Here is a 23682-nt window from a genome sequence, read left to right on the forward strand (position 1 = left end):
GGAGAAGAAGCTGCCGAGCTTGTCCATGCGTTCGAGCGCCATGCCCGCGCCCCGCACCACGCAGGTCAGCGGGTCATCGGCCACCAGGACCGGCAGGCCGGTTTCCTCGGCCAGCAGGCGATCCAGTTCGCTTAGCAGCGCCCCGCCGCCGGTGAGCATCATGCCGCGCTCGGCGATATCGGCGCCGAGTTCCGGCGGGGTCTGCTCCAGCGCGATCTTGACCGCCGACACGATCTGGTTAAGTGGTTCGGTCAGCGCTTCCAGGATTTCGTTGGACGACACCGTGAACGCGCGCGGGATACCTTCAGACAGGTTGCGGCCCTTGACCTCCATTTCGCGGATGTCGGAACCCGGGAACGCCGAGCCGATTGTCTTCTTGATGGCCTCGGCGGTCTGCTCGCCGATCAACATGCCGTAATTGCGCCGGATGTAGTTGACGATGGCCTCGTCGAACCTGTCCCCGCCCACGCGGATGGAGCCCTTGTAGACCATGCCGCCCAGTGAGATGACGCCGACCTCCGTCGTGCCGCCGCCGACATCCACCACCATCGAGCCGGACGGCTCCGACACCGGCAGCCCCGCGCCGAGCGCGGCCGCCATGGGCTCCTCGATCAGGTAGACCTGGCTGGCGCCGGCGGCCAGCGCGGATTCGCGGATGGCGCGGCGCTCGACCTGGGTCGAGCCGCACGGCACGCAGATGATCATGCGGGGTGACGGCCGCAGCAGCTTGGTGTCGTGCACCATCTTGATGAACTGCTTGAGCATCTGCTCGGTGACCCGGAAGTCGGCGATCACGCCGTCTTTCATCGGGCGGATGGCTTCGATATTGCCCGGTACCTTGCCCAGCATCTGCTTGGCTTCCTTGCCCACCGCCTCGATGGTCTTCTTGGGATTGGGACCACCCTGCTGACGGATCGCGACGACCGAGGGTTCGTCCAGGACGATGCCCTTGTCGCGCATATAGATCAGAGTGTTGGCAGTGCCGAGGTCGATCGCGAGATCGTTGGAAAAGTAGCTACGGAGAAATCCAAACATCAGGAAACTTTCATCTGGTGGTTCGCAAGCATGCGAACCGGCGGGCGCCACTTCTGGCGACCAGCAGGCTATGAATAGCGACGCGTGCAGGAGGCCTTCACGCGTCACGCGTCGAGCGCAGCGGCCTTCGGCGGTGGCCGGCGCTCCGTCGATTGGTGTGAGCGGCAGAACTCGGTGACGGCCATAGCCACATGGCTCAATGGCGAAATCGACCACCTGGCAACCGCTGTATAAAGCACATATCTGAAAGCGCGCCGGGATCACAAAAAAGCCTGGCGAGCCTCAACCGGAACATCCCTTGGCTCGGGGAGTGGCGTGAGCCGTACTTGCGCCACTCCGGGGTGTGAGCTGGATGTTCACCGGGAACGAATGATACCTTGCGGCAAGGTCTTCCTGCCCGAAAACGGCGTCCGTCAGCCCGTGGCGCAAGCCGTGAGGTTGAAGGCCGGTCCGTGGGCCGGCCTTCTCTTCTTTCTCAATGCGGCTGCGGCCACACGTCCCGCAAGCAACCCAGCAACACCTCGAACGCCGGCCCTATCGCCTCCTCCGGCACGCACGCATACCCAAGCAGCAATCCCCGCTGCACTGCATCCCCCAGAAAATAGCGGGACAGCGGCCGCACCAGGATGCCGCGGCGCCCGGCCTCCTCCGCAATCGCGACATCGTCCGCGCCGTCCGGCAGGCAGAGCACCAGGTGCAAGCCGGCATTGCTGCCATACCGGTGCAGCGCGCCGGGCCCGAGGTAGCGCTCGATCAGCCCCGCCAGGATGGCGCGGCGGCGGCCGTACAGCAGCCGCATGCGGCGGATATGCGCGGCATAGTCGCCGGCCTGCATGAACTCGGCCACAGTGGCTTGCGTCATCAGGTGGCCAGCCCGGTACAGCTCGGAATGCGCGGTCTGGAAGGCGCCGGCCAGCGCGCGCGGCAACACCATATAACCCATGCGCAGGCCGGGGAACAAGGTCTTGCTGAAGGTGCCGATATAGATCACCGGCGCATCCGGCTCCATGCCTTGCAACGACGGAATGGGCTGGCCGGAGAAACGGAACTCGCTGTCATAGTCGTCTTCGACGATCCAGCTGCCCTGGCGCCGGGCGTACTCGAGCAAGGCGCGCCGGCGCATCAGGCTCATGACGGCGCCGAGCGGATACTGGTGCGATGGCGTGACGAAGATAAAGCGCGGTGGCTGGCCTGCATCATTCTCCGCCGGTATCGTCAGCCCTTCTTCATCGACCGGTACGGGCATCATGCGGATGCCGTTCATCTGCAGCAAGCCGCGAATCCCCCAGTAGCTCGGCTCTTCCACCCACGCTTGCTCGCCCGACATGCCAAGCATGCGGACCAGCAGGTCGATGCCCTGGTGAATGCCTTCGGTGATCAGCACCTGGGAGGCGTCGCATTGCACCGATCGCGCCACCCGCAAATGGGCCGCCACGGCTTCGCGCAGCGCGGGCAAGCCGCCGCCATGGCAATAGCTGAGCCGCTCGGGCGGCGGATTGCGCCACAGGCGCGCGGCGATCTGCGCATAGCGCTGGTGCGGGAAACGCGTCACATCCGGCACGCCCGGCATGAAGGCGCCCCACTGCGAGGGCGACGCCGAGGCATTGGCCAGCAATTCCAGGCCACGCGGCGACAGGCCGGGCATGGCCCGGCCTTGCGCGCTGCTGCTTTCGCTGGCCTTGGCATTGAGATAGGCCTCCGGCGCGGTGGCGGCCACAAAGGTGCCGCTGCCGGTGCGGGCATGCACATAGCCCTCGGCCAGCAACTGCTCATACGCAAACATCACCGTGTTTCTTGACATGCCAAGCTCGGACGCAAGATCGCGCGACGGCGGCAGGCGGGTCTGGGGGCCAAGGCTGCCATCCAGGATGGCCCCGCGGATGCACTCGTAAAGACTGCGATTCAACGGTTTCACAAGCGCTGCGGGACCGTCCGGACCCAGGCGCTGGAGCAGCAAGTCGCCACAGATCGATCTCAATTGGCACCATCAGATATGTGAATGCGGTACTGGATTGTAGTGCCAAAGGAAGTTGAAATGCACTGCATCGTTGCGATCGGGAGCGATCGACACCCAGCGACATTCGAATCCGGCCGGCAAGCGCCGGCCTGGCCATATCAAGCACCACGGAGAGCCCATGAAGAACCTCGAACTGAATCAGCGCCGCGCCCTTGCCACCCCCCGCGGCGTCGGCGTGATGTGCGACTTCTACGCAGACCGCGCGGACAACGCCACGCTCTGGGATGTGGAGGGCCGCGAATACACCGACTTTGCCTGCGGCATCGCCGTGCTCAACACCGGCCATCGCCATCCGCGCGTGATACAGGCGGTGATGGCGCAGCTCAAGCGCTTCACGCATACCGCCTACCAGATCGTGCCTTACGAGAGCTACGTGGCGCTGGCCGAGCGCATCAACGCCCTGGTGCCGATCGATGGGCTGAAGAAGACCGCGCTGTTTACCACCGGCGCCGAGGCCGTGGAGAACGCGGTCAAGATCGCCCGTGCGCATACCGGGCGCCCCGGCGTCATCGCATTCTCCGGCGGCTTCCATGGCCGCACCCTGCTTGGCATGGCGCTGACCGGCAAGGTGGCGCCGTACAAGGTCGGCTTCGGGCCGTTCCCGTCCGACATCTATCACGCGCCGTTCCCGTGCGAGCTGCATGGCGTCGGCACCGAGCAATCCATCCACGCGCTGGAGTCGCTGTTCAAGACGGATATCGACCCGCAGCGGGTTGCGGCCATCATCATCGAACCGGTCCAGGGTGAAGGCGGCTTCCACCCGGCACCGGTGGATTTCATGCAAAAGCTGCGCGCGCTGTGCGACAAGCACGGCATCCTGCTGATCGCGGATGAGGTGCAAACCGGTTTCGGCCGCACCGGCAAGCTCTTTGCCATGTCGCACTACCCGGTGCAGCCCGATCTCATCACCATGGCCAAGAGCCTGGCGGGCGGCATGCCGCTGTCGGCCGTCTGCGGCCGCGCCAGCATCATGGACGCGCCGCTCCCCGGCGGCCTGGGCGGCACCTACGCCGGCAACCCGCTGGCGGTGGCCGCGGCTCACGCGGTCATCGAGACCATCGAAGAGGAACGGCTGTGCGAGCGCGCCACCGCGCTTGGCGTGCAACTGAAGGCCATGCTGCAAGCAGCGAGCAACACCTGCCCGGCGATTGCCGACATCCGCGGGCTTGGCTCCATGATCGCGGTGGAGTTCCACGATCCGGCCACCGGGCAGCCCAGCGCTGAACTCGCCAAGCGGGTGCAGCAGCGCGCCATGGAGGCCGGCCTGATCCTGCTGACCTGCGGCACGCATGGCAACACCATCCGCTTCCTCTACCCCCTCACCATCCCGCAACCGCAGTTCGACGCAGCACTGGCGGTGCTGGCGAAGGTGCTGGCCGGCCTCGCCGCATGAACGCGGACACCAAGGGAAACACCATGCAATTGCAACGACCCGAGCTGCTGCGCAGCACCTGCCTGATCGATGGCGAATGGACCGGCGCCGCTAGTGGCGATGTATTGGCGGTGCACAACCCGGCTACACACGATGTGGTCGGCACCGTCCCGAGCTGCGGCGCGGCCGAAACGCGGCAAGCCGTGGACGCCGCGGCGCGCGCGCTGCCGGCCTGGCGCGACCTGACCGGCAAGGCCCGCGCCGCGGTGCTGCGCCGCTGGGCCGACCTGATGCTGGCGCATCAGGAAGACCTGGCGCAGCTCATGACCGCCGAGCAGGGCAAGCCGCTGGCGGAGGCGCGTGGCGAAGTCGCCTACGCGGCCTCCTTCCTCGAATGGTTCGGCGAAGAAGCCAAGCGGGTGGACGGCGACGTACTGTCCAGCCCGCGCGCCGGCCAGAAGCTGCTGGTGCTGCGCCAGCCCGTGGGCGTGTGCGCGGCGATCACGCCCTGGAACTTCCCGGCGGCCATGATCACCCGCAAGGCCGGCCCGGCACTGGCCGCCGGCTGCACCATGATCGTGAAGCCTGCCGAGCAAACCCCGCTGACCGCACTGGCGCTGGCCGCGCTCGCCGAACAAGCCGGCGTGCCCCGCGGCGTGCTGCAGGTGGTCACCGGCGACCCGGTCCAGATCGGCGGCGTGCTGTGCGAGAGCCCGGTGGTGCGAAAGCTGAGCTTCACCGGCTCGACCGCCATCGGAAAACTGCTGATGGCGCAATGCGCCGGCACGGTCAAGAAGCTCTCGCTGGAACTCGGCGGCAATGCGCCGCTGATCGTGTTCGAGGACGCCGACCTCGACCGCGCGGTGGACGGCATCCTGGCCTCGAAATTCCGCAACAGCGGCCAGACCTGCGTCTGCGCCAACCGCATCTACGTGCACGACGCGGTGTACGACGAGGTGGCACGCCGGCTGGTGCACGCGGTGAGCGCCCTGCGTCCCGGGCACGGCATCGACAACGATGTCACGCAAGGCCCCTTGATCGACGCCGATGCCGTCGCCAAGGTGGAAAGCCATATCGCAGATGCGCTCGCCCATGGCGCACGCGTGCTGACCGGGGGCAAGCGCCATGCGCTTGGCGGCACCTTCTTCGAGCCCACGGTCGTGGCTGGCGCCACCGCTGCCATGCGCGTCGCGCGCGAGGAAACCTTCGGGCCGCTGGCACCGTTGTTCCGCTTCAAGGACGACCAGGAAGTCATCGCCATGGCCAACGACACCGAGTCCGGCCTCGCCGCTTACTTCTTCTCCAGGGACATGGCGCGGGTGTGGCGCGTGGCCGAAGCGCTGGAATACGGCATGGTCGGCATCAACACAGGGCTGATCTCCAACGAGGTGGCGCCGTTCGGCGGCGTCAAGCAATCCGGCCTCGGGCGCGAAGGTTCCAGCTACGGCATCGACGAGTACCTGGAGATGAAATACCTCTGCCTGGAACTCGGCTGATCGACCGGCAGAGCCGGCGCCTATGTCCGCGTGGACCGCCCGCGAGGCGGTTCCATCGACTAATCCCGATTGGCTCTTATTTACGCGCCGGATGTTCCTTATGCTAGCTAAACCCAATGAGCCGGGCCTTTTAACGCTAGAAGGCCATTCATTGCGTTAGCCATTCAACGAGGAGAGAACATGTCGAATACCGGTAGCGCCCTGCGCGAAGTCGATAGCCTGTTGGTCCCTGCCACCCATGCCGAAAGCGCGCCGGCCGCGGATGCGCCGGGCAAGGTGCAGGAACGCCTGAAGAAGGCAAAGAAGAAAATCGCGGACGTGCAATACGTAGTCGTGGAAAGGAGCCGGCACACGGCGCGCGTCGCGGACGACTACGTACATGAAAGCCCCTGGACGGCCATCGGTGTGGCTGCCGCTGTGGGCGTGCTGATCGGCTGGCTGATCGACCGGCGCTAAATCCCCTGCGCCACACGCCAAGGTATCCGCCCGGGCCGCCAACCACCTCGTCCCGGGCGCCATCCCTGCAGCAGTCCCTCTCAGCAGTCCCTCTCAGCAGTCCCTCTCAGCAATCCCTACAGCATCCCGCAGTCGCTCGATTCCGCAGCCTTGCCCATCAGCATCAACTGCGGGTCCGGCACATGGCTGATAAACGACCATAGCTCATCGATCAGCGGCTTCGTGCTGGCCGCCGAGCGGTACAGGCGGATGTCGAGGCTGGTTGCCCACGAGGCAGGCCCTGCCACCACCAGCTTGCCCTCTTTCAGCTCGTCGCTGACGCAGCTCTCGGGCAACCAGCCCACGCCGTGCCCGGCGACGACCATGGCCTTAAGGGCCTCCGACATATGCGTCTCGAAACAACGCTGCAAGCCGTACGGCTCCGGGGCATTAAGCAGGATCATCTCGACCACGTTGCCAAGGAACGCGCCGGATGAGTAGGCCATGAAGGGCAAGGGCTTGGCGCTCGTGCCCGGCAGCCGGAAGATCGGCTGTCCGTGCTTGTCCGGCGCCGAGAACGGGAGGATCCGCTCGACACCCAGCATCAGGAACGGGAAGCCGTTCGGGTCAAGCAGGATCGGCAATTGCTGATGGTGGTAGCCCAGCAGGATGTCGCAATCGTCATCCACCAGTTGCTGCACGCCCTCTGGCACGTTCACCGCATGCACGCAGGCGCTCAGGGACCCGAAGCGCTCGTGCAGGTACTTGAGCCAGGTCGGGAAGAAGGTAAAGACCAGGGTGTGGGCCACCGAGAATCGAATGACCTTGTCGCTCTCGGCAAGGGGCTGGCGGCTGCTCAGCAGTGCGCGTGCGGCATAAGCGTCACGCAGCAGGTCGGCGGCAAGCCGGCGGAACAGCCAGCCAGCCGTGGTCAACGTGGCCGGATGCACGCTGCGATCCACCAGGCTGGCGCCAAGCCACTCCTCAAGGGCCATGATACGGCGACTGAACGCCGACTGGGTGATATGCCGGTCGCCTGCCGCGCGCGAAAAACTGCGCGTTTCAGCCAAGCACAGGAAGTCTTCAAGCCACTTGGTTTCCATAATGGAATGTACTCAACATCAGGGGGGACGCGCTGTCTATAGCACATCATACGGCAACGCGGTGCTGCACAAATCGGTGGAACCCCGATAGCACCATGAATATTTTGCGCCGCATTATTCCGAATTTGCAACGTCCCTCCCCGGCCTCCCGTGGCTAGCGAAAGGCCTAGGTACTCGCTTAGTACTTCCAGAAGATCTTCTGCAGTTCCTTGGTGTCGTTGGTCTTGGTCAGTGCCAGCGCCATCAGGATGCGTGCCTTCTGCGGCAACTGGTCGTCGGTGACCAGCCAATCGTACTTGTCGTCCGGTTGCTCGGCATTGCGGACCACCACGCCGCTGCCGGTGCGCGAGGCGCGCACGATCTGCACGCCCTTGGCGCGGGCGGCCTTGAGCGGCTCGACCATGTAGTCGCCCACGCTGCCGTTGCCGGTGGCGGCATAGACGATGGCCTTGGCGCCGTTCTTCACCGCCGCATCGACGCTGGCCGGGTTGACGTTGCCGTAGGCGTACACCACGGCCACTTCAGGCAGCTTGTCGATCTTGTCGATGTCCCATTCGGTCTGCATGGTATGCGGGCGCGCCGGCAGGCGGTAGTACAGCGTGCGGCCCTCCACCACGTAGCCAAGCGGGCCAAACGGCGAGCGGAAGGTCTCGATCTTGAAGGTGTTGGTCTTGGTGACATCGCGCCCGGTATGGATCTCGTCGTTCAGCACCGCCAGCGTGCCCTTGCCCCTGGACTCCGGGCTGGACGCCACCAGCACCGCGTCGTACAGGTTGAGCGCGCCGTCAGCGCCCAGCGCCGTGCCCGGGCGCATCGACCCCACCACCACGACCGGCTTGTCGCTCTTCAGCGTGAGGTTGAGGAAGTAGGTGGTTTCCTCGATGGTATCGGTGCCGTGGGTAATCACGATGCCGTCCACGTCCGGCTGCTTGAGCAGCTCCGAGACGCGCTTGCCCAGCTTGAGCAGGCGCTCATTGTTGAAGCTCTCCGAGCCGATCTGGAAGACCTGCTCGCCCTTGACATTGGCTACCTTGGAGATCTCCGGCACCGAGGCGATGATCTTGTCCACCGGCACCACGGCCGACTGGTAGGCCGCGGTGTTGGTGGCGGCGGCGCCCGCGCCGGCAATGGTGCCGCCGGTGCCGATGATCACGATATTGGCCTTGCGGGCTTCGCTGGGTGCGCCGGCCTGGGTAGGCGCGCCAGACGGGGAAGCAGAGGGAGCAAGCTGGGCATGGGCAACACCGGTGGTCAGGCTGGCGGCAAGCAACAAGGCGCTGAGGGTGTTGAGACGTGCAAAACGCTTCATAGGTTTCTCCATGCGTTGGATATCAGGCGCTCGATTGGGGCACGCCAAATAGTGATGATAGATGATGAGCGGGCGATGATACGGGAACCAAAACACGCCCGTATCCGTATAAGCCCTGATATTGCGATGCAAAATTCGCGACGAAGTATTCGGAAAAATCATCACCCTGCGCGGTATCCCGCCTGCTGCGCTCAGGTCTCTCTTTACGCCTTGCCGATAGCGCGGATGCTGCATGAGTAATTCGCGGCACGCCATGACAAATTCGCATCATGGTCGCTACCTGTCGACGGATTACCTAGAGTCAACTCCTCCCTGATGTCAATTTGCGAGGAGCAATTCAATGACCGCTGGAACCTTTAGAACCGAACATGACCTGCTGGGCGACCGCGAGGTCCCGGCCGATGTCTACTACGGTGTACACACGCTGCGCGCGGTGGAAAACTTCCCGATCACGGGCACCCCGATCTCCATCTACCCGGAACTCATCAAGGCGCTGGCCTATATCAAGCAGGCGGCCGCGCTGGCCAACCACGAACTGGGCCTGCTCGACGAGCCCCGTTGCGATGCCATCGTCGCGGCCTGCGCGGAACTGCTTGGCGGCAAGCTGCACGATCAGTTTGTCGTCGACGTGATCCAGGGCGGCGCCGGCACCTCGACCAACATGAACGCCAACGAGGTCATCGCCAACCGCGCGCTGGAACTGATGGGGCACAACAAGGGCGAGTACCAGTACCTGCACCCGAATGAGCAGGTCAACATTGGCCAGAGCACCAACGACGTCTACCCGTCCGCCCTCAAGATCGCCACCTGGTTCGGCATCCTGGGCCTGGTGGATGCCATGGGCGTGCTGCGGGGCGCCTTCGAGCGCAAGGCCGAAGAGTTCAAGCATGTCCTGAAGATGGGCCGCACCCAGTTGCAGGACGCCGTGCCAATGACGCTGGGGCAGGAGTTCAGCACCTACGCCGTGATGCTCGGCGAGGACGAGGAGCGGCTGCGTGAAGCCGCCCTGCTGATCTGCGAGATCAACATGGGCGCCACCGCGATTGGCACCGGCATCACGGCGCATCCCGACTACGCGCCGCTGATCCTCAAGCGGCTCAAGGAGATTACCGGCATCCCGCTGATGACCGCGCCGAACCTGATCGAGGCCACGCAGGACTGCGGCTCCTTTGTGCAGCTCTCCGGCGTGCTCAAGCGGGTAGCGGTCAAGCTCTCCAAGACCTGCAACGACCTGCGGCTGCTGTCCAGCGGCCCGCGCGCCGGCCTGGGCGAGATCAACCTGCCGGCGATGCAGGCAGGGTCCAGCATCATGCCCGGCAAAGTGAATCCGGTCATCCCGGAGGTGGTCAACCAGATCGCATTCGAGGTCATCGGCAACGACATCACGGTCAGCTTCGCGGCCGAAGCCGGCCAGCTGCAGTTGAATGCCTTCGAGCCGATCATCGCGCACAGCCTGTTCAAGAGCGTGAGCCATCTGCGCAACGGCTGCCTGACGCTGGCCGAGCGCTGCGTCAAAGGCATCACCGCCAACGAAGAGCGCCTGCGGGCCTCGGTCGAGAACTCCATCGGCATCGTGACGGCCCTGAACCCGTACATCGGCTATGCCAACGCCACCGCCGTTGCGCAGGAGGCCCATGCCACCGGCGGCAGCGTGTACGAGATCGTGCTGCAAAAGGGCTTGCTGACCCGGGAGGAACTGGACCAGATCCTGCGCCCGGAAGTGCTGACGCAGCCGACCCCGCTGAGCCTGGCTCCCCGCGCACGCTGATCCGGGGGGCAAGGCGTGCCCGGCGCCAGACACGGCCCCGCCGGGTCCGCCCTGCCCCGATATCGACGGTCAGACCAGGATCTGGCCGCAACCGCTGGAGACAACGCATCATGAAGGCAAACAAGCTCACTACCCGGATCATGATCGCCATGGTCCTGGGCATCATCACCGGCTATCTCTGCAACCGCCTCGTGCCCGACGCGGCGATGGCCAAGGAGATCGCCGGCTACTTCTCCATCGTCACCGACGTCTTCCTGCGGCTGATCAAGATGATCATCGCGCCGCTGGTGTTCGGCACGCTGGTGGCCGGGATCGCCGGCATGAAAGACGCCAGCGCCGTGGGCCGCATCGGCGTCAAGGCATTGGGGTGGTTCATCACCGCATCGCTGATCTCGCTGCTGCTGGGCATGTTCTTCGTGGACCTGCTGCAGCCCGGGCATGCGCTGAACCTGCCGTTGCCGGAAATCGGCACGGCCACCAACCTCAAGACCTCCACGCTGAACCTGAAGGACTTCATCACGCACGTCTTCCCCAAGAGCGTGTTCGAGGCGATGGCGCAGAACGAGATCCTGCAGATCCTGGTGTTCTCGCTGTTCTTCGGCTTTGCCATTGCGTCGTTCAAGGGCAAGGTGGGCCATCACCTGGTGGCGTCGATCGAGGAGCTGGTGGCGATCATGCTGCGCGTCACCGACTTTGTGATGCGCTTCGCGCCGCTCGGCGTGTTTGCGGCCGTGGCGGCTGCCATCACGGTGCAGGGCATTGGCGTGCTGTTTACCTACGGCAAGTTCATAGGCGGCTTCTACCTGGGCTTGCTGGTGCTGTGGCTGGTGCTGACCGCGGCAGGCTACCTGTTCCTGGGCGGGCGGGTGTTCACGCTGCTCAAGCTGATCCGCGAGCCGACGATCCTGGCGTTCTCGACCGCCAGCAGCGAGGCCGCCTATCCCAAGACCATGGAGCAGATGGAGAAGTTCGGGGTGCCCAACAAGGTGACCGGCTTCGTGCTGCCGCTGGGCTACTCGTTCAACCTCGACGGCTCGATGATGTACCAGGCCTTTGCCGCGCTGTTCATCGCCCAGGCCTACAACATCGAGCTGAGCCTGACGCAGCAGATCACGATGCTGCTGGTGCTGATGGTCACCAGCAAGGGCATCGCGGGCGTGCCCCGGGCCTCGATCGTGGTGGTGGCGGCCACCCTGCCGATGTTCAACCTGCCGGAAGCGGGCCTGCTGCTGATCCTGGGCATCGACCAGTTCCTCGACATGGGCCGCACCGCCACCAACGTCATCGGCAACAGCATCGCCACGGCCGTCGTCGCCAAATGGGAAGGCGAGCTTGGCGCCACCCAAGCGGCGGACACCGAGGGTGCCATGGGAGCCGCAGACGTGGCCTAAGCACCGGTACAGCAGCCCCGGGCTGGCTAGGCGCGGGTATTCCCTGACAGTCCCGCATGAAATCTCATAACGATCACCCCGCCTGAATATGGATTCCCGACCGGGCAGCCGGCCGGCCATGGCGGGTTTCCTTTCCAATCAATGACTTGCGCAACCCACATCACTGCGTTTGCAGTGGCATGCCTCTTGCTGAACAGATCTGCCACTGCAGCACCCGACACAACCAAAACAGAACACGTGGAGACACTATGAGCGCACGAGAAGCGGGCGATCTCGATCCTATCGAGACCGCGGAATGGCTGGAGTCCTTGCAAGCGGTGACCCAACACCGCGGCACCGAGCGCGCCAACCAACTGGTCAATGCGCTGGTGGACGAGGCGCGGCGCGATGGCCTCTACGTGCCGCGCTCCCTGACCACCGGCTACCGCAACACCATCGCCCCGAAAGACGAAGCGCAATCGAGCGGCGACCGCGCCATCGAGCACCGCCTGCGCTCGATCATCCGCTGGAACGCCATGGCGATCATCCTGCGCGCCAACAAGGAATCGTCGGAGCTGGGCGGCCACATCGCCAGCTTCCAGTCGGCGGCAACGCTCTACGACATCGGCTTTGGCCACTTCTGGCACGCGCCCACCGACACCCACGGCGGCGACCTGCTGTACATCCAGGGCCACAGCGCGCCAGGGATCTATGCCCGCGCCTTTGTCGAAGGGCGGCTCACCGAGCAGCAGCTGCTGGGCTACCGGCAGGAGACCGGCGGCACCGGGCTGTCCTCCTACCCGCACCCCTGGCTGATGCCGGACTTCTGGCAGTTCCCCACCGTGTCGATGGGCCTGGGGCCGCTGATGTCGATCTACCAGGCGCGCTTCCTCAAGTACCTGCAAGGCCGGGGCCTGGCGGACACCGCGGCGCGCAAGGTCTGGGCCTTCATGGGCGACGGCGAGATGGACGAGCCCGAATCGCTGGGCGCGATCTCGCTGGCCGGCCGCGAGCGGCTGGACAACCTGATCTTCGTCATCAACTGTAACCTGCAACGCCTGGACGGCCCGGTGCGCGGCAACGGCAAGATCATCCAGGAGCTGGAATCGGTCTTCCGCGGCGCCGGCTGGAACGTGATCAAGGTGGTCTGGGGCGGTGGCTGGGACAAGCTGCTGGCCAAGGACAAGAGCGGCCTGCTACTAAAGCGCATGGAGGAATGCGTCGACGGCGAGTACCAGGATTTCAAGAGCAAGAGCGGCGCCTATGTGCGCGAGCACTTCTTTGGCAAGTACGAGGCGCTCAAGGCGCTGGTCGCCGACATGAGCGACGACGAGATCTGGGGCCTCACGCGCGGCGGCCACGATCCCGAGAAGGTGTTTGCCGCCTACGCGGCAGCTGTGAAGCACACAGGCGAGCCGACGCTGATCCTGGCCAAGACGGTCAAGGGCTATGGCATGGGCGAATCCGGTGAAGGCCAGATGATTGCCCACCAGGCCAAGAAGATGACGCAGGACGCCCTGCGCGGCTTCCGCGACCGCTTCCAGATTCCGGTCAGCGACGAGCAACTGGCCGAAGTGCCGTTTATCAAGCCGGCCGAAGACAGCCCGGAAATGCAATACCTGCGCGCCCGGCGCGCGGCGCTGGGCGGCTACCTGCCAGCACGCCGCAGCAAATCGGCCTCGCTGGAGATTCCGCCGCTATCCACTTTCCAGCGCCTGCTGGACAGCACCGGCGAGCGCGAGATCTCCACCACCATGGCCTTCGTGCAGATGCTGGGCACGCTGGTGCGGGACAAGGCCATCGGCAAGCACGTGGTGCCCATCGTGCCGGATGAATCGCGCACCTTCGGCATGGAAGGCATGTTCCGCCAGCTCGGCATCTACTCCTCGGTCGGCCAGCTCTACAAGCCGCAGGATGCCGACCAGCTGATGTACTACCGGGAGTCCAAGGACGGCCAGGTGCTGCAGGAGGGGATCAACGAGGGCGGTGCCATGTCCAGCTGGATTGTGGCCGCGACCTCGTACAGCACGAGCAACGTGCCGATGATCCCCTTCTACATCTACTACTCGATGTTCGGGCTGCAGCGGGTCGGCGACCTGGCGTGGCTGGCGGGCGACATCCGCGCCCGCGGCTTCCTGCTGGGCGGCACCGCCGGGCGCACCACGCTCAACGGCGAAGGCCTGCAGCACGAGGACGGCCATAGCCACATCATCGCCGGCACCATCCCGAACTGCGTCTCCTACGATCCCACCTTTGCCTATGAGGTGGTGACGATCGTGCGCGAGGGCATGCGCCGCATGTACGAGCAGCAGGAGGATGTGTACTACTACATCACCCTGATGAACGAGAACTACGCGCACCCCGGCCTGGCGGACGCCCACGCCGGCGCGGGTACCGAGGAAGGCATCCTCAAGGGCCTGTACCTGCTCAAGGACGGCGGCAAGGCCGGCAAGGGCGGGCTGCGCGTGCAGCTCATGGGCAGCGGCACCATCCTGCGCGAAGTCATCGCGGCGGCCGAGCTGCTGAAGGCGGATTTCAACGTCACGGCGGACATCTGGAGCGCCCCCAGCTACAACGAGCTGCGCCGCGACGGCATGGCCACGGAGCGCTGGAACCTGCTGCATCCCACCGAGCCCCGCCGCAAGAGCTGGGTCGAGGCCAGCCTGGCAGGCCATGACGGCCCGGTGATCGCCTCCACCGACTACATGCGCAACTACGCCGACCAGGTGCGCGAGTACGTGCACGCCGCCGGGCGCCGCTACGTGGTGCTTGGCACGGACGGCTTTGGGCGCAGCGACTACCGCGCCAAGCTGCGCAGCTTCTTCGAGGTGGACCGCTACCACGTGGCCGTGGCCGCGCTCAAGGCGCTGAGCGACGAGGGCGCGATCGAGCCAGCGGTGGTGGCCGAGGCCATCGCCAGATATGGCGTGGATAGCGAGCGCGCAGCGCCGTGGACGGTCTGACAGGCGAAGGAATAAAGACAATGAACCAAGCCATTGATATCAAGGTGCCCGACATCGGCGACTTCAAGGACGTGCCGGTGATCGAGCTGTTCGTCAAGGTGGGAGACCTGGTCAAGCCCGAGGACCCGCTCGTCTCGCTGGAGTCCGACAAGGCCACCATGGAAGTGCCCGCGCCGCACGGGGGCGTGGTCAAGCAGATCCACGTCAAGCTGGGCGACGCCGTCAGCGAAGGCAGCGTGCTGATGCAGTTCGAGGGGGCCGGGGCCGGGGCTGGCACCACCGTCGCCGCGCCGGCGCAAGCCGCCAAGCCCAGCGTGAGCGCGCCGCCCTCCCCGGTCAGCGCGCCCGCCGGGCTGGCCGAGGTGCGCATTCCCGACATCGGCGACTTCAAGGACATCCCGGTGATCGAGATCTTCGTCAAGGTCGGCGACACCGTGAAGGCCGAGGATGCGCTGCTGTCGCTAGAGTCCGACAAAGCCACCATGGACGTGCCGGCCCCGCTGGGCGGCGTGGTGCGGGAGATCCGCGTCAAGGTGGGCGATACCGTGAGCGAAGGCAGCATCATCATGGCGCTGGCCACCGGCGATGCGCCGGCGGCCGCGCAGGCGAGCGCGGCGACGGCGCCTGTGGCTGCCCTCGCCGCCGCAGCCCCCGTTGCACTGGCCGCCGCTTCCGGTGGCGTCGACGAATCCGCCTTCGCCCTGGCCTACGCCGGACCGGCCGTGCGCAAGCTGGCGCGGGAGATGGGCGTGGACCTGGGCAAGGTGCGCGGCAGCGGCGAGCATGGCCGCATCCTGCGCGGGGATGTCGAGGCGTTCGCGCGCGACGGCGCCCCGGCTACGCCGGCCGCCAAGGCCGCCCCGGCGCCCGCCGGCGGCGGCGCGGGCCTGGACCTGCTGCCATGGCCCAAGGTCGACTTCGCCAAGTTCGGCCCGGTCGAGCGCAAGGAACTGAGCCGCATCAAGAAGATCTCCGGCGCCAACCTGCACCGCAACTGGGTGGTGATTCCGCACGTCACCACGCATGACGAAGCGGATATCACCGACCTGGAGCCGTTCCGCGTGCAGATGAACAAGGAGCTGGAGAAGAGCGGCGTCAAGATCAGCATGCTGCCGTTCATGATGAAGGCGGCCGTGGCCACGCTCAAGAAATTCCCCGAGTTCAACGCAAGCCTGGACGGCGACACCCTGGTGCTCAAGCAGTACTACCACATCGGCTTCGCGGCCGACACGCCCAACGGCCTGATGGTGCCGGTGATCCGCGACGTCGACAAGAAGAGCATCCCCGACATCGCGCGGGAGATGGGCGAGCTGGCCAAGCTGGCGCGCGAGGGCAAGCTCAAGCCCGACCAGATGTCGGGCGGCACCTTCACGATCAGCTCGCTCGGCGGCATCGGCGGCATCAACTTCACCCCCATCATCAACGCGCCCGAGGTCGCGATCATGGGCGTATGCAAGAGCTTCTGGAAGCAGCACTCCAGCGATGGCAAGACCTGGGCTTCGCGCCTGACGCTGCCACTGTCGTTGTCATGGGACCACCGTGTCATCGACGGCGCCGCGGCGGCCCGTTTCAACGTCTATTTTGCCAACCTGCTCGCCGATCTGCGGCGTGTGCTGTTCTGAGGGGCGCGCTGCAATGACCCAACGTGTCGAAGTCAAAGTGCCGGATATCGGCGATTTCAAGGATGTCACGGTGATCGAGGTCATGGTCAAGCCCGGCGAGACCATCGCCGTGGATACCAGCCTGATCGCGGTCGAGTCCGACAAGGCCTCGATGGAGATCCCTTCCACCCACGCCGGCGTGGTCAAGGAGATCACCGTCAAGGTCAACGATAAAGTCAGCGAAGGATCGGTGATCCTGGTGGTGGAGGCTGCCGAGGCCGCTGCAACCGCTGCCGCACCCGCCGCGCCGGCGCCTGCGGCCCCATCGGCGCCGCCCAAGCCAGCGCCAGCCGGCGCGCCCGTTCCCAGCGCTGCCAGCTACACCGGCAAGGCGGACCTGGAATGCGAAATGCTGGTGCTGGGCGCCGGCCCGGGCGGCTATTCCGCCGCGTTCCGCAGCGCCGACCTGGGCATGAAGACCGTCCTGGTGGAGCGCTACGACACCCTTGGCGGTGTCTGCCTCAATGTGGGCTGCATCCCCTCCAAGGCGCTGCTGCACACCGCCTCGGTCATGGACGAAGTGGCGACACTGCCGGACCACGGCATCCGCTACGGTGCCCCCGAGATCGACCTGGACAAGCTGCGCGGCTTCAAGGACAGCGTCATCAAGAAACTCACGGGCGGCCTGGCCGGCATGGCCAAGGCGCGCAAGGTCGAGGTGGTGACCGGCGTGGGCAGCTTCCTTGATCCGCATCACCTGGAGGTGGTGGCGGCCGATGGCGGCAAGCGCGTGATCCGGTTCGCCAAGGCCATCATCGCGGCCGGCAGCCAGGCGGTGAAGCTGCCGTTCATGCCTAACGACGAGCGCGTGGTCGACTCCACCGGCGCGCTGCTGCTCAAATCCATCCCGAAGCGCATGCTGGTGGTGGGCGGCGGCATCATCGGCCTGGAAATGGCCACGGTCTACTCCACGCTGGGCACGCGCATCGACGTGGTGGAAATGCTCGATGGCCTGATGCAGGGCGCCGACCGCGACCTGGTGAAGGTCTGGGAAAAGAAGAACGCGCACCGCTTCGACCACGTCATGCTGAAGACCAAGACTGTTGGGGCCAAGGCCACCGCGGCCGGCATCGAAGTCAGCTTCGAGGGCAAGGAAGCACCGGCGCCGCAGGTCTACGACGTGGTGCTGGTGGCGGTGGGCCGCAGCCCCAACGGCAAGTCCATCGGCGCGGACAAAGCTGGCGTGGCCGTCACCGAGCGCGGCTTCATCGAGGTCGACAGGCAGATGCGGACCAACGTCGCGCATATCCATGCGATCGGCGACATTGTCGGCCAGCCGATGCTGGCGCACAAAGCGGTACATGAAGCGCATGTGGCCGCCGAGGCCGCGCACGGCGAGCCCGCCTTCTTCGACGCGCGGCAGATCCCGTCGGTTGCCTACACCGATCCCGAGGTGGCCTGGGCCGGCAAGACCGAAGACCAGTGCAAGGCCGAAGGCATCAAGTTCGGCAAGGCCGTGTTCCCGTGGGCCGCTTCGGGCCGGGCCATCGCCAACGGCCGCGACGAAGGCTTCACCAAGCTGCTCGTCGACGAAGCCACCCATCGCGTGATCGGCGGCGGCATCGTCGGCACGCATGCCGGCGACCTGATCAGCGAGATCTGCCTGGCCGTGGAGATGGGTTGCGAGCCCGCCGATATCGGCAAGACCATCCACCCGCACCCGACGCTGGGCGAATCCATCGGCATGGCCGCCGAGGTGTTCGAGGGCCATTGCACCGACTTGCCGCCTGTGAAGAAGAAATAAGCGAGAGGCGCACGGCGCGGCATTTGCGCCGTGCGCTACGCCCAAGAGATCACAAGAACGTCTATCGCCGATCTGGCGCCCTGACCGAGCCACAGAGACAACCATGACCGACAACCTTCGCGAAGCCGCACTCGACTACCACCGCTACCCCACACCCGGCAAGATCTCCGTGACGCCGACCAAGGCGATGGCCACGCAGCGCGACCTCGCCCTCGCCTACTCGCCGGGCGTCGCCGACGCCTGCATGGAGATCGTGCGGGATCCGGCCGAGGCGATGAACCTCACCTCGCGCGCCAACCTGGTCGCCGTGATCACCAACGGCACGGCGGTGCTGGGCCTGGGCAATATCGGCCCGCTGGCGGGCAAGCCGGTGATGGAGGGCAAGGGCTGCCTGTTCAAGAAGTTCGCCGGCATCGATGTATTCGACATCGAACTGGCGGAGGACGACCCGGATGCGCTGATCGATACCATCGCCCGCATGGAGCCGACCTTCGGCGGCATCAACCTGGAGGACATCAAGGCGCCCGAGTGCTTCTACATCGAGAAGAAGCTGCGCGAGCGCATGAAGATCCCGGTCTTCCATGACGACCAGCACGGCACCGCCATCGTGGCCGCCGCGGCCATCCTCAATGCCCTCAAGCACGTCGGCAAGGATATCTCGGAGGTCAAGCTGGTGGCTTCCGGCGCGGGCGCGGCGGCGCTGGCCTGCCTGGACCTGATCGTCAGCCTGGGCCTGCCGCTCGGCAATGTGTTCGTCTCCGACAGCAACGGCGTGGTCTACCTCGGCCGCAAGGAGGCGATGGACCCGAACAAGGCGCGCTATGCGCAGGACACTTCCGCGCGCACGCTGTCCGACATCATCGGCGGCGCGGATATCTTCCTCGGGCTGTCGGCAGGCGGCGTGCTCAAGCCAGAGATGGTCAAGGTCATGGCGCGCGACCCGATCATCCTGGCCATGGCCAACCCCACGCCGGAGATCGCGCCGGAGGATGCGCTGGCGGTGCGCCCCGATGCGATCCTGGGCACCGGGCGCTCGGACTACCCGAACCAGGTCAACAACGTCCTGTGCTTCCCGTTTATCTTCCGCGGTGCGCTGGACGTGGGCGCCACCACCATCAACGAAGAAATGAAGCTGGCGGCCGTGCGGGCCATCGCCGAACTGGCGCACGCGGAAATCCCCGAAGTGGTCGCCCAGGCGTACGGCGCGGTGGGCCTGCGCTTCGGCGCCGAGTACCTGATTCCCAAGCCGTTCGACCCGCGGCTGATCGAAGCCGTGGCGCCCGCCGTGGCCCAGGCGGCCATGGACAGCGGCGTGGCGACGCGCCCCATCGCGGACATGGAGGCGTATCGCCAGCGCCTTGGCCAGTTCGTCTACCAGTCGCGCAGCGCCATGGGGCCGGTGTTTGCCGCCGCCAAGCGCGCGCCCAAGCGGGTGATCTACGCGGAGGGCGAGATTGAGCGCGTGCTGCGCGCCGCGCAGGTGGTCATCGATGAGGGCATCGCGCGCCCGTTGCTGGTGGGCCGCCCCGACGTGATCGTGCAGCGCATTGCGCAGTTCGGGCTGCGCCTGCAGCCCGGCGTGGACTGCGAAACCGTGGATCCGCTGGAGCCCGCCATCTACGGCGACGCGGCCGAGGCCTACTACCAGCTTAGCTCCCGCGACGGCGTCTCGCGCGCGCTGGCGCAGGCCGAGGTGCGCAGCCGCGGTACGCTGCTGGGCGCCATGCTGGTGCGCCAAGGCCGGGCCGATGCCATGCTGTGCGGCACCGTGGGCCGCTTCCAGGACCATCTTGGCTATGTGCGGGACACCATCGGGCTCAAGGCCGGCAGCGACACGCTCGCGGTCATGCAGATGCTGATGCTGCCCGGCCGCCAGCTGTTTATCTGCGACACCCACGTCAACCTCGACCCGACGGCACAGCAGATCGCCAACATCACCCTGCTGGCGGCCGAAGCGGTCCGGCGCTTTGGCATCACGCCCAGCGTGGCGCTGCTCTCCCACTCCAACTTCGGCGGCTCCACCGCGCCCGCCGCGGTGAAGATGCGCGAAGCGCTGGCACTGGTGAAGGCGCGCGAACCCTCACTGGCCGTCGAAGGCGAGATGCGGGGCGATGCGGCGTTGTCCAAGCACATCCTGGAGCACGAGTTCCCCGAATCCTGCCTGCCCACGGAAGCCAACGTGCTGGTGATGCCAAACGTGGATGCCGCCAACATCTCCTACAACCTGATGCGCATCGCCGCGGGCGGCGGCATCACGGTGGGCGGCATCCTGCTTGGCGCCGCGCGCCCGGTGCACATCCTGACTTCCTCGTCCACGGTACGCCGCATTGTCAACATGAGCGCCGTGGCAACGGTCGACGCCAACGCCCAGCGCACCTCGGCCTGGGCGCTCGATTGACCTGCCCTCCCCCGGGCGCCGGCGACAAGTAAAACCACAAAGGAGACACCCATGGACAACCACAGTCACCCCAAGCCGTTCTACAGATCCCTGTACTTCCAGGTCATCACCGCGATCGTCATCGGCGTGATCCTGGGGCACTTCTATCCGCAGGCCGGCGCGGCGATGAAACCGTTGGGAGACGGCTTCATCAAGCTGATCAAGATGATCATCGCGCCGATCATCTTCTGCACCGTGGTGGTGGGCATCGCCGGCATGGAGGACATGAAGAAGGTCGGCAAGACCGGCGGGCTGGCGCTGCTGTACTTCGAGGTGGTGAGCGGCATTGCGCTGGTCGTCGGCCTGGTGATCATCAATATCGTCAAGCCCGGGGCGGGCATGAATGTCGACGTGAGCACGCTCGATACCAAGAGCATCGCCGCCTACACCGAGCCCGGCAAGATGCAGGGAACGGTGGATTTCCTGCTGCATGTGATCCCCAATACCGTGGTGGACGCCTTTGCCAAGGGCGAGATCCTGCAGGTGCTGCTGTTTGCCGTGATGTTTGGCTTCGCGCTGCATAGGTTCGGCGGACGCGGCACGCTGGTCTTCGACTTCATCGAGAAGTTCTCGCATGTGCTGTTCACCATCGTCGGCTACATCATGAAGGTGGCCCCCATCGGCGCGTTCGGGGCCATGGCGTTCACCATCGGGAAATACGGCGTGGGCTCGCTGCTGCAGCTTGGCCAGCTGATGGCCACGTTCTATGCGACCTGCCTGTTTTTCATCTTTGTCGTGCTCGGCGGCATCGCGCGCGCGCATGGCTTCTCGATCTGGAAGTTCATCAAGTACATCAAGGAGGAACTGCTGATCGTGCTGGGCACGTCGTCGTCGGAATCGGTGCTGCCGCGGATGATGGCCAAGCTGGAAAACCTGGGTGCGCGCAAGTCCGTCGTCGGGCTGGTGATCCCCACCGGCTACTCGTTCAACCTGGATGGCACGTCGATCTACCTGACCATGGCGGCAGTATTCATCGCCCAGGCTACCAACACCGACATGAGCCTGACGCAGCAGCTCACGCTGCTGGCCGTGCTGCTGCTGACCTCCAAGGGCGCGGCGGGCGTGACCGGCAGCGGCTTCATCGTGCTGGCGGCCACGCTGTCGGCGGTGGGGCATGTGCCGGTGGCTGGCCTGGCCCTGATCCTGGGCATCGACCGCTTCATGTCGGAAGCGCGCGCCCTGACCAACCTCATCGGCAACGGCGTGGCCACCGTGGTGGTCGCGAAATGGACCGGCGACCTGGATGTCGCGCGGATGCACCGCCGGCTGGACAACGAATCGGATGCCGAGGCCGACGAGCCGGAAGCGGTGCTGGATCCGCTGGTCGCCCGCATGCCGGCCTCCGGCACCACGCTGACCCGGTAAACGGCAGGCCACGATGAAACCCTCCACCTATCGTCCCGACGCCTCCCTGAAGGCACCGCATCGCATCGTCATCGTCGGCGGCGGTGCGGGCGGGCTTGAGCTAGCCACCCGGCTGGGCGACACCCTCGGCCGGCGCGGGCAAGCCGAAGTCACGCTCATCGAGAAGACCCGCACCCACGTGTGGAAGCCCAAGCTGCATGAGATCGCCGCCGGCAGCATGGACATGAGCGCCCACGAGGTGGGCTATCTCGCGCAATCGCACTGGCACCACTTCCGCTACCGCGTCGGCGAAATGGTAGGCCTGGACCGCGAGCGCCGGGAGGTGCTGGTGGCTCCTTATGTGGACGACGAAGGCACCCAGATCACGCCGCTGCGCACCTTTGGCTACGACACCCTGGTCATCGCGGTGGGCAGCCAGAGCAATGACTTCGGCACGCCGGGCGTGTACGAGCACGCCATGCGGCTGGAGTCCGCCGCGGACGCGCTGCGCTTTCACTCGCGCATGGTCAATGCCTGCATCCGCGCGCATGCGCAGACCGCGCCCCTGCTGGCCCAGCAGTTGCACGTGGCCATCATCGGCGCCGGCGCCACCGGCGTGGAGCTGGCGGCCGAGCTGCACCGCACCACCCGCGAGGTGGTGGCCTTCGGCCTGGACCGTGTCGACGCCGACAAGGACATCCGGGTCACGCTGATCGAAGCCGCGCCGCGCGTGCTGCCGGCATTGCCCCCGCGCCTGTCCAGCGCCACGGAGGACCTGCTGCGCAAGCTCGGCGTGGAAGTGCTCACCGACGCCAAGGTGGCCGAAGTGCTGCCCGGTGGCGTGCAGCTGGGCGATGGCCGGCTGCTGCCGGCGGAGCTGGTGGTATGGGCGGCGGGCGTGAAGGCGCCCGACTTCCTCAAGGATCTTGCCGGCCTTGAAACCAACCGGATCAACCAGCTGGTGGTGCACCCCACGCTGCAGACCAGCCGCGACGAGAATATCTTCGCGATTGGCGATTGCGCCGCGTGCGCGTGGCCCGAGGCCAACCAGGGCAAGGGCGGCTTTGTGCCGCCGCGCGCCCAGGCCGCGCACCAGCAGGCTTCGCACATGGTCAGGCAGGTTCGCGCCCGCATGGCGGGCAAGGCGCTGGCCAACTATCGCTACCGCGATTTCGGCTCGCTGGTGTCGCTGGGCGAGTTCAGCACCGTGGGCAACATGATGGGCGGCCTGATCGGCGGCAGCCTGATGGTGGAGGGGTTGTTCGCCCGGATGATGTACCTGTCGCTCTACAAGATGCACGAACTGGCATTGCATGGCTTTGCCAAGGTCGCGCTCGACACGCTGGCGCGCTCCATCGTCCGGCGCACCGAGCCGCATGTGAAGCTGCACTGAGCGCCGTGGCGCCGTCCCGCACACGCAATCGCACTCTTCCGGACCCCATGACCAATCCCACACCCGATCCCTCCCGCTGGATTGCCGAGCTCTTCAGCGCGCAACAGACCATGCTGCGCGCGTTCGGCGCCGCTCCCGGCCAGGCGCCGCAAGACGCCGACGCCACGCCCGCGCCGGTCTCCATGCTGGCGGCGGCGCGCGCGCTCGCCGCCTGGCCGGACCAGGCCCTCAGGCA

At 65.9% G+C, this 23682-nt stretch carries 16 protein-coding genes; 12 read left to right on the forward strand and 4 right to left on the reverse strand.

Annotation, left to right across the window (positions count from 1 at the left end; genetic code table 11):
* Together ACYP5B_RS33310 and pdxR are read right to left on the reverse strand one after the other, a co-directional pair.
* The coding region (locus ACYP5B_RS33310; protein ID WP_459572471.1) for a rod shape-determining protein at positions 1 to 1035 on the reverse strand (1035 nt) is incomplete at its 3' end.
* 475 nt (positions 1036 to 1510) lie between these two features.
* Complete coding sequence (gene pdxR / locus ACYP5B_RS33315; protein ID WP_459572472.1) at positions 1511 to 3013, reverse strand: MocR-like pyridoxine biosynthesis transcription factor PdxR; 1503 nt, start codon at positions 3011 to 3013, stop codon at positions 1511 to 1513.
* Between the two features lie 157 nt (positions 3014 to 3170).
* Here pdxR and ACYP5B_RS33320 point away from each other — a divergent pair, with 157 nt between their 5' ends.
* The 3 genes from ACYP5B_RS33320 (at position 3171) to ACYP5B_RS33330 (ending at position 6376) form a co-directional block, all read left to right on the forward strand.
* Positions 3171 to 4445, forward strand: a complete 1275-nt coding sequence (locus ACYP5B_RS33320) for a 4-aminobutyrate--2-oxoglutarate transaminase (protein WP_400101799.1) — start codon at positions 3171 to 3173, stop codon at positions 4443 to 4445.
* Between the two features lie 23 nt (positions 4446 to 4468).
* Positions 4469 to 5920: an NAD-dependent succinate-semialdehyde dehydrogenase gene (locus tag ACYP5B_RS33325; protein WP_459572473.1), complete on the forward strand. Its 1452-nt coding sequence runs from the start codon at positions 4469 to 4471 to the stop codon at positions 5918 to 5920.
* 180 nt (positions 5921 to 6100) lie between these two features.
* Positions 6101 to 6376 carry an ElaB/YgaM/YqjD family protein gene (locus ACYP5B_RS33330; protein WP_459572474.1) on the forward strand — a complete coding sequence of 92 codons (276 nt, stop codon included), beginning with the start codon at positions 6101 to 6103 and terminating at the stop codon, positions 6374 to 6376.
* 116 nt (positions 6377 to 6492) lie between these two features.
* Here the strand turns inward: ACYP5B_RS33330 and ACYP5B_RS33335 are convergent, their stop codons facing one another.
* Both ACYP5B_RS33335 and ACYP5B_RS33340 read right to left on the reverse strand, forming a co-directional pair.
* The gene (locus ACYP5B_RS33335; protein ID WP_459572475.1) at positions 6493 to 7458 is read right to left on the reverse strand and encodes a LysR substrate-binding domain-containing protein; all 966 of its coding nucleotides are present in this window, start codon (positions 7456 to 7458) and stop codon (positions 6493 to 6495) included.
* A 178-nt stretch (positions 7459 to 7636) separates the two neighbouring features.
* Positions 7637 to 8767 (reverse strand): asparaginase, encoded by a 1131-nt coding sequence (locus ACYP5B_RS33340; protein WP_400101806.1) that lies wholly within the window; start codon positions 8765 to 8767, stop codon positions 7637 to 7639.
* Between the two features lie 340 nt (positions 8768 to 9107).
* On the opposite strand from ACYP5B_RS33340, the gene aspA reads away from it, so the two are divergent.
* The 9 genes from aspA to ACYP5B_RS33385 all read left to right on the forward strand — a co-directional run.
* Positions 9108 to 10535, forward strand: coding sequence for an aspartate ammonia-lyase (gene aspA / locus ACYP5B_RS33345; protein WP_459572476.1), 1428 nt, complete (start codon positions 9108 to 9110; stop codon positions 10533 to 10535).
* Between the two features lie 110 nt (positions 10536 to 10645).
* The gene (locus ACYP5B_RS33350; protein ID WP_400101810.1) at positions 10646 to 11926 is read left to right on the forward strand and encodes a dicarboxylate/amino acid:cation symporter; all 1281 of its coding nucleotides are present in this window, start codon (positions 10646 to 10648) and stop codon (positions 11924 to 11926) included.
* Between the two features lie 248 nt (positions 11927 to 12174).
* The gene (aceE, locus tag ACYP5B_RS33355; RefSeq protein WP_459572477.1) at positions 12175 to 14868 is read left to right on the forward strand and encodes a pyruvate dehydrogenase (acetyl-transferring), homodimeric type; all 2694 of its coding nucleotides are present in this window, start codon (positions 12175 to 12177) and stop codon (positions 14866 to 14868) included.
* 20 nt (positions 14869 to 14888) lie between these two features.
* Positions 14889 to 16490 carry a dihydrolipoyllysine-residue acetyltransferase gene (aceF, locus tag ACYP5B_RS33360; protein WP_459572478.1) on the forward strand — a complete coding sequence of 534 codons (1602 nt, stop codon included), beginning with the start codon at positions 14889 to 14891 and terminating at the stop codon, positions 16488 to 16490.
* Positions 16491 to 16503: 13 nt separating this feature from the next.
* Positions 16504 to 18273 carry a dihydrolipoyl dehydrogenase gene (lpdA, locus tag ACYP5B_RS33365; protein WP_459572479.1) on the forward strand — a complete coding sequence of 590 codons (1770 nt, stop codon included), beginning with the start codon at positions 16504 to 16506 and terminating at the stop codon, positions 18271 to 18273.
* Between the two features lie 103 nt (positions 18274 to 18376).
* On the forward strand, positions 18377 to 20671 hold the full coding sequence (locus ACYP5B_RS33370) for an NADP-dependent malic enzyme (RefSeq protein ID WP_400102206.1): 2295 nt from the start codon (positions 18377 to 18379) through the stop codon (positions 20669 to 20671).
* A 51-nt stretch (positions 20672 to 20722) separates the two neighbouring features.
* Positions 20723 to 22075, forward strand: a complete 1353-nt coding sequence (locus ACYP5B_RS33375; protein ID WP_400102207.1) for a dicarboxylate/amino acid:cation symporter — start codon at positions 20723 to 20725, stop codon at positions 22073 to 22075.
* A 13-nt stretch (positions 22076 to 22088) separates the two neighbouring features.
* Complete coding sequence (locus ACYP5B_RS33380) at positions 22089 to 23447, forward strand: NAD(P)/FAD-dependent oxidoreductase (protein WP_459572480.1); 1359 nt, start codon at positions 22089 to 22091, stop codon at positions 23445 to 23447.
* 47 nt (positions 23448 to 23494) lie between these two features.
* Positions 23495 to 23682: hypothetical protein (locus ACYP5B_RS33385; RefSeq protein WP_459572481.1), on the forward strand; the 188-nt coding region annotated here is incomplete at its 3' end.

Source organism: Cupriavidus sp. 8B (genome assembly GCF_054589115.1).

Bases quoted from the DNA above. Each gene is read 5' to 3' on its own strand.
- ACYP5B_RS33320 (WP_400101799.1), top strand. From the start codon at position 3,171: ATGAAGAACCTCGAACTGAATCAGCGCCGCGCCCTTGCCACCCCCCGC.
- ACYP5B_RS33325 (WP_459572473.1), top strand. From the start codon at position 4,469: ATGCAATTGCAACGACCCGAGCTGCTGCGCAGCACCTGCCTGATCGAT.
- ACYP5B_RS33330 (WP_459572474.1), top strand. From the start codon at position 6,101: ATGTCGAATACCGGTAGCGCCCTGCGCGAAGTCGATAGCCTGTTGGTC.
- ACYP5B_RS33335 (WP_459572475.1), bottom strand. From the start codon at position 7,458: ATGGAAACCAAGTGGCTTGAAGACTTCCTGTGCTTGGCTGAAACGCGC.
- ACYP5B_RS33340 (WP_400101806.1), bottom strand. From the start codon at position 8,767: ATGAAGCGTTTTGCACGTCTCAACACCCTCAGCGCCTTGTTGCTTGCC.
- aspA (WP_459572476.1), top strand. From the start codon at position 9,108: ATGACCGCTGGAACCTTTAGAACCGAACATGACCTGCTGGGCGACCGC.
- ACYP5B_RS33350 (WP_400101810.1), top strand. From the start codon at position 10,646: ATGAAGGCAAACAAGCTCACTACCCGGATCATGATCGCCATGGTCCTG.
- aceE (WP_459572477.1), top strand. From the start codon at position 12,175: ATGAGCGCACGAGAAGCGGGCGATCTCGATCCTATCGAGACCGCGGAA.
- aceF (WP_459572478.1), top strand. From the start codon at position 14,889: ATGAACCAAGCCATTGATATCAAGGTGCCCGACATCGGCGACTTCAAG.
- lpdA (WP_459572479.1), top strand. From the start codon at position 16,504: ATGACCCAACGTGTCGAAGTCAAAGTGCCGGATATCGGCGATTTCAAG.
- ACYP5B_RS33370 (WP_400102206.1), top strand. From the start codon at position 18,377: ATGACCGACAACCTTCGCGAAGCCGCACTCGACTACCACCGCTACCCC.
- ACYP5B_RS33375 (WP_400102207.1), top strand. From the start codon at position 20,723: ATGGACAACCACAGTCACCCCAAGCCGTTCTACAGATCCCTGTACTTC.
- ACYP5B_RS33380 (WP_459572480.1), top strand. From the start codon at position 22,089: ATGAAACCCTCCACCTATCGTCCCGACGCCTCCCTGAAGGCACCGCAT.